Raw genomic sequence first — 14,234 nt, forward strand, 5'->3', positions numbered from 1 at the left:
CCTAGTCCTGCATATGCGAATCATTCTCAATTAGGCAGCAAGCTCCTTCCCGAGGGGACTCGTGTCCACAGCCAAGCCCGGTCGTTCTGGTATCCGCTCTTCGAATGGCAACCCTGGAGGCGTGCGCGGCGCGCTCTGGCCCTGGGGGCCCGCGGCCGTGGGGCTCGCCTCCGCGCTGGCGGCGGGCGGCGCGGTGGCGCAGGAGACGCCGGTGACGGGCGACACCTCGGCCCCGGTGCAGGAGTCCCGGCCGGCGGAGACCGCCCCCGTGGGCCAGGAGGCTCCGTCCCCCGAGCGCACGCCGGAGTCCGCGCCCACCACCGCCCCGGCGACGAGCGCGGCGCAGGCCGGCCAGGATGACGCCTACGTGCTGCCGGAGGTGTCCGTCGAGGGTGAGACGGCCAAGTACAACGTCACCGAGCCCAGCCTGACCCGGCTGCCCCGGCCGCTGGTGGACACGCCGCAGACCATCACGGTGGTGCCGGAGCGCGTGATGGAGGAGCAGCAGGCGACGACGCTGCGCGATGCCCTGCGCAACGTGTCCGGCATCACGGTGACGGCGGGCGAGGGTGGCCGCCAGGGTGACTCCTTCTCGCTGCGCGGCTTCTCCGCCCAGACGGACACGCTGCGCGACGGCGTGCGCGACCTGGGCTGGTTCACGCGCGACACGTTCAACCTGGAGGGCGTGGAGGTCTACTTCGGCCCGTCGTCGGTGCTGTTCGGCCGCGGCTCCACGGGCGGCGCCATCAACCTGGTGACGAAGAAGGCGCGCAAGGGCTCCTTCACCGACCTGCGCCTGTCCGGCGGCACGTCGCCCACCGGCCGCCTGGAGGCGGACGTCAACCACGAGCTCTCCGACAGCGTGCAGTTCCGCGTGAGCGCCGTGGGGCAGCTGGCGGGCGTCGCGGGCCGTGACGTCGTGAAGGAGAACCGGGTGGGCATCGCGCCGTCCGCGCGCTTCCAGCTGGCGGAGAAGGTCGCGCTGGAAGTGGACTACTTCTACCAGCACGAGGACAGCGTGCCGGACTACGGCCAGCCGTACTTCAACGGCTACCCCGTGGGCGTCACCCTGGACGTGCCCCGCGAGAACTTCTACGGCGTGAAGGACAGCGACACGGAGCTCGTGAACGTGCACATCGGCTCGGCGCGCCTGCTGGCGGACCTGGGCGGCACGTTCCGGCTGACGAACACGCTGCGCTACGGCGGCGTGGACCGCTTCGCCCGGCCCACCGCGCCGCGCGGCCTGACGCCGGTCGCGGCGCCCACCACCATCGGCCGCCAGCGCTTCGAGACGACCGCCGACAACACCTACTTCGCGGACCAGCTGGACGTGCGCGGGGTGTTCACCACGGGCTTCCTCAAGCACAGCGCCAACATCGGCCTGGACATCTCCCGTGAGCAGCGCGAGCAGGGCCGCACCAACCTCACCCTGAACGGCGGCAACATGCCGGCGGACCTGTTCGACCCGGACAACAGCCCGGACCTGTCCGGCGTGGCCCGCGTCCCGGCCGCCACCAACTACAGCCGCCAGTGGAACCTGGGCGCGTACGCGTCGGATCAGATCCAGATCACCAAGTACGTGGAGGTGCTGGGCACCCTGCGCCTGGACAACCTGCACAGCGACTACGAGACCAAGGCCGCGAACGGTGACATCGCCGCCTTCGAGCAGGAGAACAGCCTGTTCAACTGGCGCGTGGGCCTGGTCCTCCACCCGGTGGAGAACACCAGCGTCTACGGCATGTACGGCACGTCCACGAACCCCAGCGCCGAGCTGGCCACGCTGTCCAACGACACCGTCACGCTGGACCCCGAGAAGAACGAGACCTTCGAGATCGGCGCCAAGTCCGACCTCATCACGGAGCGCCTGAGCGTCAACGCCGCCGTCTTCCGCACCCACAAGCTGAACGCGCGCGTGCCGAACTCCATCCCGGACGGCCCGCCCGTCGTGCTGGAGGGCAAGCAGCGGGTGCAGGGCTACGCCCTCGGCGTCGCGGGTTCGCCGGTGCGCGGCTGGAACGTGTTCGCCAACTACACGTTCCTGGACGCGAGCATCCAGGAGCACACCAACGACTTCCTGGAGGGCCAGCGGCTGGTGAACACGCCCAAGCGCAGCCTGTCGCTGTGGACCACGTACGCCATCCTGGACAGCCTGTCCGTGGGCGGCGGCGCCACCTACCAGGACGTGGCGACGGTGAACAACCCGGCCAACGCGACGACGCTGCTGTCCAAGGTCCCCAACTACTGGCGCTTCGACGCGTTCGCGTCCTACACCGTCCTCAAGAAGGTGGACCTGCAGCTCAACGTCTACAACCTGACCGACAAGCTCTACTACGACTCGTACTACGGCGGTCAGGCCGTGCCGGCGGACGGCATCTCCGCCCTGCTGTCCGCGCACGTGCGCTTCTAGTCGCGCGCTTCACCTGCCGGGCGTAGGAGGACGTTCATCATGATGGTGCACATCCCGCAGGTCCTCACGCCCGAGCAGGTGGCCCACTGCCGCGCCGTCTTCCAGAAGGCGGCGTGGGAGGACGGCCGGACCACCGCCGGCAAGCAGTCCGCGCAGGTGAAGAAGAACCTCCAGCTGCCCGAAGGCAGCCCCGCCGCGCGGGAGCTGGGGGACCTGGTGCTGGCCGGCCTGGAGAAGAGCCCGCTGTTCATCTCCGCCGTGCTGCCCCAGCGCGTCTTCCCGCCGCTGTTCAACCGCTACGAGCCGGGCATGGACTTCGGCTCGCACGTGGACAACGCCATCCGGCCGCTTTTGGGCACGAACCAGCGCATCCGCACGGACGTGTCCGCCACGCTCTTCTTGAGCGACCCGGACAGCTACGACGGCGGCGAGCTGGTGGTGGAGGACACCTACGGCAACCACTCGGCGAAGCTGCCCGCGGGGGACCTCATCGTCTACCCGTCCACCAGCCTGCACCACGTCACGCCGGTGACGCGCGGCGTGCGGCTGGCGTCGTTCTTCTGGGTGCAGAGCATGATCCGCGACGCGGGGCAGCGCTCGCTGCTCTTCGACATGGACACGTCCATCATGCAGCTCACGCGCGAGGTGCCGAAAAGCCCCGCGCTGGTGATGCTCACGGGCGTGTACCACAACCTCCTGCGCCAGTGGGCGGAGCCCTGAGCCCGCTCCAGGGCCCGGGGCGCCGCCGCTAGTCCGCGCTGACGTGCAGGGTGAGCACCGGGCACGCCGCGCGGCCCACCACCTTCTGCGCCACGCTGCCCAGCAGCATGCGCGTGAGCCCCTTGCGCTGGTGCGTGCCCATCACGATGAGGTCGTACTTCCCGCGCTCGGCCTCCTCCAGCACCACGTTGCCCGCCTCGCCAATCACCACGCGGTGGGACAGCGCCACCGGCGCGGTGCCGTCCACCGAGCGCAGCAGCGTCTCCAGATCCTTGCCCGCGGTGTCGCGCGCCATGCCCTCCAGGGACGTGGCGTCCCAGCCGGGCGAGGCCACCAGCAGATCCGGCGCCACGTACTGCGGCGGCTCCCACGCGTGGATGACGTCCACCGTCGCGCCGAAGGGGCGGGCGAGTTGCAGCGCGTAGTCCACGACGGAGCGGGACCCTTCCTTCAGGTCCACCGGCACGAGGATGCGTGAAGGGCCAGCCATGGGAGTCCTCCTCCTGAGGGAACGGTGAATAGGTAACGCCCACTCGCCGTGGGGGCAAGCGGGCGTTCGCGGGACGCCGAGCAGCGGGGCGGGCACGCCGGGCGACCCGCGCATGGACACCTTCCTGTCCGAGGCTCTACCCCCATATGCGCCCTCCCATCGACAACGGTACCGTGCTCATCATTGGCGCCGCAGGCGGCATCGGCCGCGAACTTGCCCGGCTGCTCTCTCCCCGGGTCAGGACCCTGGTGCTCGTCGCGCGCGACGTGGACGACCTGGGGGCCCTGCGGGAGGAGCTGCTCGCCCGCAACCCGACCCTGGGGGTGATGATCCGCGCCTGCCGCCTGGATGATCCGCGCGCCGTGGACGCGCTGTTCGACCACCTGGAGCGCCACTACGTCCGCGTGGACGTGCTCATCAACAACGCGGACTACGCCTCCAGCGGGGTGTACGCGGAGGAGCGCTGGAAGCGCATCGAGGAGCTGGTGCAGGCGAACGTGCTGGCCCCCGCGATGATCACCCACCGCCTGCTGGGCCCCATGCTGGAGCGCGGGCGGGGCGGCATCCTCACCGTGGGCTCGGGCGCGGCGCGCCTGTTCCTGCCGGGCGCGGTGACGTTCGCCGCCACGCAGCGCTTCCTGGACGGCTTCAGCGAGTCCCTGCGCCTGGAGCTCAAGGACGCGGGCATCCCCGTCACCTTCGTGGCCGCGGGCCCGCTGGCGCTGGGGCCGCGCCTGGAAGGGGAGGTGACGCCCCTCTTCGAGCTGTCCCTGCGCCAGTGCGCCCGCGAGGCCCTGGAGGGCTTCGAGCGGGGCGAGGCGCTGGTGTACCCGGGCCTGGGACACCGGTGGGTGATGCGGCTGTTGCGCTTCCTGCCGCGCTCCTTCAAGCGGGGCCTGGGGCGGCTGGCGCTGGGCGGGCTCAAGCGGACGCTGCTCTTGAGGCCGTCCGGGCCCGGAACGGATGCGCCCCCCCAGCCGGTGCTGCTGGCCGGAGGGGAGCCCTCGTCCGCGACGTGACGGCCGGCTACAGGCCGATTTCGGCGAGGCGCGCCTTCACGCGCGTCGCCTTCACGCCGGTGTTGGCCGTGCCGCGGCCCTGCGAGTTGCCGCCGATGCCGATGTGGTGCAGCGCCACCACCTGGTTCGTGGACGTGGAGAGGACGGGCGAGCCGGACGAGCCGCCCAGCGTGTCCGCGTCGTAGGAGATGTCCGTGGTGCTGTAGTTGCCGTTGAGCACCTTGCCCGGCGAGGACTTCTTCGTCGGCGTGCAGGACGGCGTCGTGTAGTAGTCGCAGTTCTGGTTCACGACGTACACGGCGGAGCTCGTCGCCGCGTTGGTGCTGGAGACGGTGAGGAAGCCGTACACCTGGCCGGGCAGCTGGCCGTTGACGGCCGAGCAGCGCAGCGCCGTCATGTCATCACTGCTCCACGTCTTGATGAACGTGGCGCACGGGTACCAGACGCGCGACGCGGACGCGACGCCGTCCTCGTAGTTGAACGACACGCGCGCGCCCACCGCCTCCGAGCTGCTGCCGACACAGTGGTTGTTGGTGATGATGACGTCGTTGGACACCAGCCACGCCGTGCAGCGGCTGCCCACCGCCGGGATGGAGAGGTAGCCCACCGCCCGCGACTTCGTGAGCTGGGTGCCCGAGAGGGACGTGGAGCTCACCCAGTTCAGCGTGCCCACGATGACGTTGGACTCCTGCGACGCCAGCGCCTCATTGGGCTCCGCGTCCGGCACGTCCATGGGATCCACGGAACCACACGCCGTCAGGCCCATCACCAGCATCGCACCCACGAGCTTCTTCGCGGCCATCTGAGTCTCTCCCCCCGCGCGGCATTGCGCGGCGCGGAGGGCCTACGCACACGGCATGCCACGGCGCCTCCCAGAGGGGACCCGGGGCCAGGCACCCGCACGGGTGGTGCGTGGATGCTCCGTGCAACCCGGTTGCGTCTGTAAAGAAACGTCACGTTCCCCGGCGAATCCCCAGCCATCCCGGGCGCTTGCGAGGTTTTCCGGGAGTGCCGTTTTTACGGACATGCAGGGACCGCCCCTGTCCCAGGCGGAGACAGGGGCTCAGGCGGGCGGAATTCTTCAGCCGATGATCATGTCCTCGCGCTCGAGGGTGCCTTCCTCGAAGCGGCGGAGGTTGAAGCGGGTGAAGAGCTCGTCGGAGGCGCCGGAGGTCATCCACTGGGCCATCCGCTCCGCGACGGCGGGGGCCATCATGAAGCCGTGGCCCACGAAGCCGGACATCTGGAGCAGGTTGTCCAGGCCGGGGGTGCGCCCGAGGATGGGGTTGTTGTCCGGGGTGACGTCGTAGAGGCCGCCCCACTGGCGCAGCACCTTCACCTGGCCCACGTGCGGCAGCTGCTCCGTGAGGGCGCGGGCGAAGCGCGACACGAAGCGCAGGGTGCTGCCCATGTTGGGGCCGGAGGGCTCCTTCGGGTCGCCCATGCCGCCGACAATCTCTCCGCGCATGGACTGGCTGAAGTACAGGCCCGTGTCGAGCACCGACACCAGCGGCGACAGGAAGGGCTTGAGCGGCTCGGTGCTCAGGATTTCATGCCGGTGCGGCTCGTTGGGGAGCTTCACGTCCAGGAGCTTCGCCACCTGGGGGCTCCACGCGCCGGAGGCGATGACGACGGTGTCGCAGGCGATGTCGCCCCGGTCCGTCTTCACCTTGCGCACCTGGCCGTTGCTCGTCTCGAAGCCGGTGACGTTCGTGTACGTCTCCACCTTCACGCCGCGCTTCACGCTGCCCTGCGCGTAGCCCCACAGGAAGGCCCAGGGGAAGATGACGCCGTCCTCCGGGTTGTAGGCCGCCGTCACGCAGTCCTTCATCGTGAGGCCCGGGACGACCTGGCGCGCCTCGTCCGCGGTGATGATGCGCGTGGGCACGCCGTACTTGTTGTGCAGGGCGGCGTTGCGATCCAGCCGGTAGGCCGTGTCCTTGCGCTTGGCCAGGAAGAGGTAGCCGCCCTGGCGCAGCCACACGTTGACGCCCAGGTCGCGCGCGAAGCCCTTCATCAAATCAATGGAGCGCTTGGCCAGCTGGATCAACGCCGGGGTGCCCCACTGCATGCGCACGCCGCCGCCGTTGCGGCCGGACGCGCCCGCGCACAGGTAGCCGCGCTCCAGCACGACGACGTCCGTCTCCCCGCGCAGCGCCAGGTTGTACGCCAGCGACAGGCCCATGATGCCGCCGCCGATGATGACCACCTTCGCCTTCCGCGGCACCGGCCCCTCCGGGCGCAGCGCGGACGGGAAGTGCTCCAGCTCCTGGGGCACGCCGCCCACGGGCGGGACGGATTCGTCCACCGGCGCGCTGGCGAGCACGCGCAGCTCCGTGGGGTACAGCGGCGGGCGCGGCGTGAAGGGCACCACGCCCTCCGGCTTGAGCGCCGGGGCCTTCTGCTTGAGCAGCGCCGCCACCGCCGCGTGGCAGCTCTTGCCCTGGCAGATGCCGGTGCCGAAGCCCGTGTAGCGCTTCACCGACTCCACGTCGTGGTAGCCGCGCTCGATGGCGTGCTCCACGTCCGTGACCGTGACGTCCTCGCAGGTGCAGACGAGCGCCTTGCTCATGACAGCCCTCCCAGCAGCGCCTGCGCCGCCCGTGCGCCCATGGCCGCGGCGTCCTTCGCCGTGCCGACCTTCGCCACGTCGCCCGCGACGAACACGTCCGCCGCCTGCGTGCGGCCGTCCGCGTCCGCCTCCACGCGGAAATGGCCCGCGTCCGGGTCGAACTCCACCTTCGCGCCGCCCTGGCGCGCCAGCTCGAAGCCCGGCGCCACCGGCACCGACACGACGACGGCGTCGCACGACACCTTCTGCTTGCGGCCGCCCTGGGGCGTGAAGCTCAGGGCCGTCACGCCGCGCAGGCCGTGGCCCTTGAGCCCGTCACCGACGACGGCCTTCGGGTGCGCGTTCGCGGGCAGCGGACCCTTCAGGTCCACCACCGCCGCCACCTCCACGCCGCGCTGGGTGAACAGGTGCGCCAGCGCGTGCAGCTCCGGGCCGTGGCCCACCAGCGCCGCGACCTGGGGGGCGACGTCGTGCTTGCGCAGGAGCAGGCTCGCCGCGCGGCCCGCGATGACGCCCGGCAGGTCGTTGTTCTCGAAGGGGAGGGTGGGGGGATGGCCGCCCACCGTGAGCAGGAAGCGCTTCGCGTAGACCTTGAGCAGCCGCAGGTTCGCGGCCTCCTGGGACGCGACCGCCAGGTAGCGGCCGTGCTCGTCGTCATACAGCCCGATGACGGTGGCCTTGCGCACCACGCTGCCCTGCGGGAACGCGGTGGCCTCCGGCACGAAGGGCGCGCCGTCCTCCGGGGCGCCATGGGCCAGCCGTCCGCCCAGGTTCGCGTCGCGCTCGAGGAGCATGAAGGGCACGCCCTGGCCGGACAGCACCCGCGCCGCCTCCAGGCCCGCCGCGCCGCCGCCCACCACCGCGACGGAGGTGTGGAAGGTGCGCGGGGGCAGGGGCTCCGGGCCCGCCTCCCTGGGCAACAGGCCCAGGCCGGCCAGCTGCCGGGCCACGCGCGCCATCACGTCCTCCGCCACCGGCACGCCCGCGAACATCTCGTGGTGGTCCAGGCGCTTGGGGAAGAACCAGTCGATGGTCTCGAAGATGTCCACCTTCGCGGAGGGGTACGCGTTCTGCCGCTCCAGCCGCATGCCCTCCTTCGCGGGGGTGCGGCAGGTGTAGACGTTGGGCAGCCCGTCCACGCGCATGAGGCAGTGCGAGCAGGCCGCGGCGAAGCAGTACGGCCCGCGCGGGCGGTGGTACTTCACGGAGCGGGAGAGGACGTTCTCGCCCGCGGCGATGAGGGAGCACGCCACCGGCTCGCCTTCGATGGCGGGGATGCTCTCGCCCTCGAGGTCCACGGTGATGGCCCTGCCGCGCGGGGTTGCGTCTGGGAGGCGTCGCATGGGTGCCGCGCAAAATGGCGCACCGGACGGGGGCGGTCAAAGCCTGTCAACGGCCGCACGCCCCCGGTCAACACCCGCTTCCGACAGCCCAGGTGATGGCGCGCGAGCGTGGGGCTTGTTGGAGAAGGAAAAGCCCCACTCCCGGTACGCTCGGGAGCGGGGCTTCATGATGCAGTGTGGCAATCCCGGGTGGCCGTGAGGCCGGGTGCGTCAAACCGGGTGCTCGCTCCGGGGGAAGATGGGCTCCGGCATGCCCCGGCCGCGGTAGCCGAAGCGGGTGCGGATGACCGCGCCGAAGGCCAGCGGGAGGAGGAAGAGGTTGAGCAGGACGCCAATCACCGGGATGTGGCTGACCAGGAGGATGAGGCCCAGGCCCAGCGCGAGCACCACCGCCTGCGTCTTCCTGCCGCGCAGCACCGGCAGCCGCGTGCCCAGCTCGCTGGCGATGGCCGCGTAGCCCAGCGCCGTGCCCAGCATGGAGGCGACCAGGAGGGCGAACGCCACCGGGATGCCCACGAGCGTGACACACAGCACGACCGTCAGCGGGATGAGGGCCAGCGCGCCGACGAAGCCCACGAAGGCGTTGCGGCGGGGGTTGGCGCGGATCTCATCCCCCAGCTCCTTCATGCGCGCCGGGAAGAACATCTGCCCCAGGAAGCCCAGGCCGAAGAGGAGCGCGAACTGGAGGATGAACGACGCCAGGCCGCCGCCGCTGTCGTGGTCGCCATCGTCGTCGGTGTCCTCCACCTGCGCGTCGTGGCTCTTCACGTCATGCATGCCGCGGCTGATTTCACCCGCCACCAGGCTGCCCAGGCCCGCGCCGCCGAAGGCCTCCAGGCTGCCCTCCACCCGGGCGCCGTCCGCCTTCTGCACCTGGCCTCCGAAGGCGGACACGTCGCCGTCCACCTGCGCGTTGGGCCCCAGGATGACGTTGCCGCCGAAGGTGTGCGCGTCTCCCTCCACGTGGCCCTGGATCTCCAGGTTGCCGCCGAAGGCGACCGCGTCGTCCTCCACGGTGCCCTTCACGATGAGGTTGCCGCCGTAGACGACGGCGCTCTCCACGGACTCGCCCTCCTTCACCTCCAGGTTCTGTCCGCGGGCCACCACGTCCCGGGCGCCGCGCTTGCCCTTCTTGTGCTTGAAGCTGTCGCGGAAGTTGCGCAGCTCCTCGCGGACGCGCTCCTTGGCCGCGGCCGCCTCTTCCTTCGCGGCCAGCATGGCCTCCTCGCGGGCCTGCCGGGCCTCCTCGCGAGCGTCCTCGCGCGCCTGCCGTGCGTCTTCACGGGCCTGGGCGATCTCCTCCGGCGTCGCGTTCGGATCCATGGCGGGCGCCGGGGGGGCCGGCGGCGCGGGCGGGGTGGCGGCGATGACCGGGGGCACGGGCGGCGTGGGCAGGGCGGCGGTGGGGCTGGCGCCGGACTCCTTCTCCTTCGCCGTGAGCGGGCGCAGGGTGAAGATGGAGCCGTCCTGCTCCAGGTGGAGCGAGTAGGCGCGGGCCACGGTGCGCAGGGCCTGCTCGGCGCTGATGCCGCGCAGCCGCACCTCGGAAGGGACGTCCAGGTCGCCGGTGACGACCAGGTTCAGGCCGCCCTTCTCCGCGATGGTCTTCAGCGCGTCGCGCAGGGAGCCGCGGAAGCTCACGTCGATGGTGCGGGCCGGCGCGGCGGCGGCCGGGGCCGAGGGGGCCGGGGCGCCTTCCGCGAGCGCCATGGGGGCGCCGAGGAGGAGGGTCGGAAGCAGCAGGCGGGGGAGGATCTTCATGGACACGCTCAGGCTTCGGAGAGGGACGGGGGAGGGGAACCGACCAGGCGCTTCAGGCCGAACAGCGACGAGAACACGACGACGGCGACGAAGCAGGCCACCGCCAGCCCCGCGGTGCTCCACAGGGCGTGCGCGCCGCTGAACAGGCCTTCCACGAACATCCGGCTGTCACGCACGCCGGACGCGAACGCGGTGCCCATGCGGCCGAGCGCCCTGTCATTGGTGAACAGGAAGCCCAGCCCCACGCCCAGGGACGTCAGCAGGATGCAGAGGCCCGTCCACACCTCGCGGCGCTGGGGCACGGGGCTCTCCGCGACGCGGGCCATCACGTTCACGACCAGCGACGGAGGCGGCAGCGGATCCGCCAGCCGGAACAGGTCCTGCTCCAGCAGGCGGTGGTCCTCCATCAGGGCGGCGCACGCCTCGCACTCCGCGGCGTGATCCAGCGCGGGGCCCTCGCCGGCCTCCAGCTCCGCGAAGAGGACTTCCAGGTCGGGGCAGGGGGTGGGGGTCATCGCGTCTCCTCCTCGGCGGGCGTCATCTTCTTGCGAAGCTTCTCACGGGCCCGGAACAGGCGCGCCATGATGGTCCCGGGCGCGCAGCCCATGATCTGCGCGATCTCCTTCGTGGTGCGCTTCTGGACGTAATAGAGGGCCAGCACCTCACGGTCGTCCACGGAGAGCGTCTCCATGGCGGCCTCCAGCGACTGCCGCTCCTCGCGCGCGATGGCCCCGTCCTCCTGGGACACCTCGTTGCTGGGGAGCACCTCCTTCATGGGCTCCAGCTCCTCCGTGCGCACCTTGGTGCGGCGGCGGAGCAGGTCCAGGCAGAGGTTGCGCGTGATGGCGAGCACCCAGAGGTCGAACGGGCGCGCGTCGTCGTAGCGGTGCAGGTTCTGATAGGCGCGCAGCAGGGCCTCCTGCGCGACCTCCGCGGCCTCCGCCTCGCTTTGCAGCAGGCGCAGCGCCAGGCCGTACACCGGGCGCTGCACGCTGCGCACGAGCGCTTCGAAAGCGGACGGGTCCCCCTTGCGGGCGGCCTGCACGTCCGCCTTCCAGGGGAGCGGGGCGGCTTCCTCAGCCATCAGCATTCCGATGGCCATGGGGAGCGAGTCGAGGGCAAGAGCGTTCACGCCCTGGACTACGGGCGGGGCCAAAGGCCATTGCGCTGCCCCCGAGCATCACTTCCGCTTCTGTTTTTTCGCGGACTTGGCGGCGGCCAGGCGCTGCTTTTCGGCCTTTTCCGCCCGCCCTTCCGCCTTCGCCTGCTTGCGCTGCTTCTGCTTCGCCCGGAAGCCCAGCGGAATCTCCGGCTCCGGAGCAGGCGGGGGGGCGGCCCGGACCTCATCCCGCTCCGGCAGTGCCTCGCGGGGCTGGCGGGCCGGCCGGCCGATGCGGCTGGCGGGCCGTGCTTCCTTGCCCGGCGCCTCGGCCCGGCGTGCGGGGCGCTCGGAGGAGGCCGGACGCGCGGTGCGGACAGGTGCCCGGTCCGCCAGGGTGCGGTGGCGCGAGGGCCCTTCGCTGGCGCGGGCGGCGCGGGCGGCGTCCACCCGGGCCTCCTCGTGCTCGGTGGTGACGAGGCGCGGCCGCTGCGAGGTGCGGATGTCCTCCTTCGTGTCCTCGGTGTACTCGAAGTGGAACAGGCGCTTGATGACCAGCGTGGCGTACGCGCCCGGGGGCAGCGTGAAGGCCACGTTGACCTTGATGTCGCCGCGGTTCACGTCGTCGTGCTGCGTGCGGCCCACGACGAGCTTGTGCGGGAACATCACCAGCGGGCGCTGCTCCTCCTTGAAGTAGAGCATCCGCTCCGCGCCCTTGATGCGCAGGTCGGGGAGCTTGAGCTTCTCCTTGCCCAGCACCCACGTCATGGCCTCCGCCACCTTCGGATCCTCGAAGGTGGTGTCCGGCCCCACGAGCGGGAAGGTCTTCTCGCGCAGCGTGTGCAGCACGTCCGGGGTCGCGTCCCGGTAGTGCAGGAGCGTGCCGGCCTGGTAGCGCATGGGGAACATGGCCTCGCGCGGCAGCATCAGCTGGAGGTAGCGCCGGACGCCCTCGTTCCAGAGGAAGCTCTGGTACTCGAAGAGGATCATCGCCCGGTAGTCCGAGTCGATCTGCAGGAACGCGCGGAGCCAGTCGCCCGGGTGCTCCCGCAAGCTGCGCAGGATGCGGTGGTACTTCTTCGCGCCCTCGAAGGGCACGCGCGCGTCCCAGCGGCCCCAGTTGTCGCGCCAGAAGCCCTTCACCTTGGCGTCCTCGGTGCGGTCCAGGTCCGAGGGGCGGGCGAAGTAGTTGTGCAGCGCGGCCTCGAAGTCGCCCCGGATGAGGTCCTTGGCGATGAAGCCCTGGCCGTGCTTGAGCGCGCCGAAGCGCTGGCTGTCGAAGTAGTTCACCACGCCCAGCCGGTTCACCTCCGCGGCGGCCAGGTTGAGCGGCGCCAGCGAGTCGTGCGTCAGGGCGCGCACGGTGACGGAGAAGCGGTTGGAGGTGATGTTCTTCGCGGACAGCGGCTTGTCCGTCCGGCCCAGGTACTTCAGGCGCAGGTCGGGCTCCTGCATGTCCACGTCGGCGCCGTCCACGGCGATGATCTGCTCGGTCCGGCCCTGCTTGTCCTTGAGGCCGCAGTAGCTGATGGCGCCGGGCTTCAGACCGAACGCGTCACGGATGCGGTTGACCGCGTCGAACGTGGACAGCTTCTGCTTGTCCATGAGGTAGACGCGATGCTTGCCGTTTTCGACTTCGTCGAAGCGGTAGGACTCCTTCACGGAGAAGTCCTCGGGTTTTTGCTTGATTCGCACGACAGCCCCCTTACCAGCGTGGACGCACGGATAGAAGCGTTCGCGCCTGAAATGGGCATAACCTGCAACCCCATGAGAAACCTTCCCGCCCTGTTCCTGCTGGGGCTCGCTGGCCTCGCCGTGGGGTGCGCGACCCCGTTGTCCACCATGCAGACGGCGAAGACGCTCTCCCCCGGCCAGGTCCAGGTGACGGGCAGCATGGGCGTGTTCGTCCCGGTGGGGACGCTGGGGTCGGTGGTGGACGTGGGCATCGACCAGGGGCGGGCGGCGAAGCGCGCCATCGACAACGACGAGCCCTACACCCTCACGGAGGAGGACCAGCAGCGCCTGCTGACGGCGGGCCTGGCCCTGGTGGTGGCGCCGCCGGGCGTCAACCCGGAGCTGATGGTGCGGGTGGGGCTCGTGGACGGGTTCGACGTGGGCGGGCGCTACAACGGCAACGCGCTGCGCTTCGACGGCAAGGTGCGCCTGGCGCACGGCGGTCCGGGCCCGCGCCGCTCCTATGACCTGGCGGTGGGGCTGGGGGTGTCCAAGCACCTGTTCTCCGGGGCGGTGATGGACGTCCTGGAGGTGGTGCAGCTGGGGGACTTCAGCCGGACCGACGTGGAGATACCCCTGTACCTGAGCGCCGAGTACGGCGACGTGTTCAAGCTCTACGGCGCCCCCAAGTACGTCTTCAGCCACACCTCGCTGGACGCCCAGCTGGTGGACTTCTCCCAGCAGGGCAAGCCGGTGACGGGCTTCGACGCGAGCCTGCCGTCCACCCTGAACAGCCACTTCGTGGGCTCCACGGTGGGCATCGCGGTGGGCTACAAGTACGTGCACTTCTACGCGGAGCTCACCGGGGGCTACGTCTTCTGCGATCCCGTCATCTTCGGGCAGAAGCGGGACCTGGGCGGGATGACCTTCCTGCCGTCCATTGGCCTGGGCTTCCGCGCCCCCGAGCGACGTCCGCCCGCGTCAGCGGACCCGGCGGCCCCGGGGACGCTGGCCCCGCCGTCCACATGAGCGGCCGGGTGGGAGCGGGGACTGACCGGCCGTGCAGGGCGGCGGCGGCCCGTCCGTGGGGCAGCGTCGCGAGCGTTCCTTTGGGGCGGAAGGCTCTGGTAGTGTCCGGGCCGGTGAGGA

General features: G+C 70.8%; 12 protein-coding genes. 4 read left to right on the forward strand and 8 right to left on the reverse strand.

The annotated features are described in order from the left end of the window. Positions 1-121 precede the first annotated feature (121 nt). Together NR792_RS07100 and NR792_RS07105 are read left to right on the forward strand one after the other, a co-directional pair. Positions 122-2,407 carry a TonB-dependent siderophore receptor gene (locus tag NR792_RS07100; RefSeq protein WP_375759306.1) on the forward strand — a complete coding sequence of 762 codons (2,286 nt, stop codon included), beginning with the start codon at positions 122-124 and terminating at the stop codon, positions 2,405-2,407. A gap of 39 nt (positions 2,408-2,446) precedes the next feature. Further along, positions 2,447-3,127, forward strand: a complete 681-nt coding sequence (locus tag NR792_RS07105; protein ID WP_375759307.1) for a Fe2+-dependent dioxygenase — start codon at positions 2,447-2,449, stop codon at positions 3,125-3,127. A 28-nt stretch (positions 3,128-3,155) separates the two neighbouring features. Here the strand turns inward: NR792_RS07105 and NR792_RS07110 are convergent, their stop codons facing one another. After that, positions 3,156-3,617, reverse strand: coding sequence for a universal stress protein (locus tag NR792_RS07110; RefSeq protein WP_375759308.1), 462 nt, complete (start codon positions 3,615-3,617; stop codon positions 3,156-3,158). Positions 3,618-3,763: 146 nt separating this feature from the next. Here NR792_RS07110 and NR792_RS07115 point away from each other — a divergent pair, with 146 nt between their 5' ends. Beyond that, entirely contained in the window at positions 3,764-4,636 is an 873-nt protein-coding gene (locus NR792_RS07115; protein WP_375759309.1) for an SDR family NAD(P)-dependent oxidoreductase, read from the forward strand. Positions 4,637-4,643: 7 nt separating this feature from the next. Here NR792_RS07115 and NR792_RS07120 read toward each other — a convergent pair whose 3' ends face one another. The 7 genes from NR792_RS07120 to truD all read right to left on the reverse strand — a co-directional run bounded on the left by NR792_RS07120 (position 4,644) and on the right by truD (position 13,106). Beyond that, positions 4,644-5,438 (reverse strand): trypsin-like serine peptidase, encoded by a 795-nt coding sequence (locus NR792_RS07120; protein WP_375759310.1) that lies wholly within the window; start codon positions 5,436-5,438, stop codon positions 4,644-4,646. A 279-nt stretch (positions 5,439-5,717) separates the two neighbouring features. Beyond that, positions 5,718-7,208, reverse strand: coding sequence for an FAD-dependent oxidoreductase (locus NR792_RS07125; RefSeq protein ID WP_375759311.1), 1,491 nt, complete (start codon positions 7,206-7,208; stop codon positions 5,718-5,720). Beyond that, positions 7,205-8,551 (reverse strand): 2Fe-2S iron-sulfur cluster-binding protein, encoded by a 1,347-nt coding sequence (locus NR792_RS07130; protein WP_375759312.1) that lies wholly within the window; start codon positions 8,549-8,551, stop codon positions 7,205-7,207. The genes NR792_RS07125 and NR792_RS07130 overlap by 4 nt, the downstream gene beginning before the upstream one ends. A 210-nt stretch (positions 8,552-8,761) precedes the next feature. Further along, positions 8,762-10,312, reverse strand: coding sequence for a hypothetical protein (locus NR792_RS07135; RefSeq protein WP_375759313.1), 1,551 nt, complete (start codon positions 10,310-10,312; stop codon positions 8,762-8,764). Between the two features lie 8 nt (positions 10,313-10,320). Further along, positions 10,321-10,827, reverse strand: coding sequence for a hypothetical protein (locus NR792_RS07140; protein WP_375759314.1), 507 nt, complete (start codon positions 10,825-10,827; stop codon positions 10,321-10,323). Further along, positions 10,824-11,396 carry an RNA polymerase sigma factor gene (locus tag NR792_RS07145; protein WP_375759315.1) on the reverse strand — a complete coding sequence of 191 codons (573 nt, stop codon included), beginning with the start codon at positions 11,394-11,396 and terminating at the stop codon, positions 10,824-10,826. The genes NR792_RS07140 and NR792_RS07145 overlap by 4 nt, the downstream gene beginning before the upstream one ends. A 96-nt stretch (positions 11,397-11,492) precedes the next feature. Further along, entirely contained in the window at positions 11,493-13,106 is a 1,614-nt protein-coding gene (truD, locus tag NR792_RS07150; RefSeq protein ID WP_375759316.1) for a tRNA pseudouridine(13) synthase TruD, read from the reverse strand. A gap of 72 nt (positions 13,107-13,178) precedes the next feature. Between truD and NR792_RS07155 the strand changes: the two genes are divergently transcribed. Next, entirely contained in the window at positions 13,179-14,114 is a 936-nt protein-coding gene (locus NR792_RS07155; protein ID WP_375759317.1) for a hypothetical protein, read from the forward strand. Positions 14,115-14,234: the final 120 nt, after the last annotated feature.

It is taken from the genome of Corallococcus exercitus (genome assembly GCF_042231735.1).
In the GTDB taxonomy this organism is placed as follows: Bacteria; Myxococcota; Myxococcia; order Myxococcales; family Myxococcaceae; genus Corallococcus; species Corallococcus exercitus_B.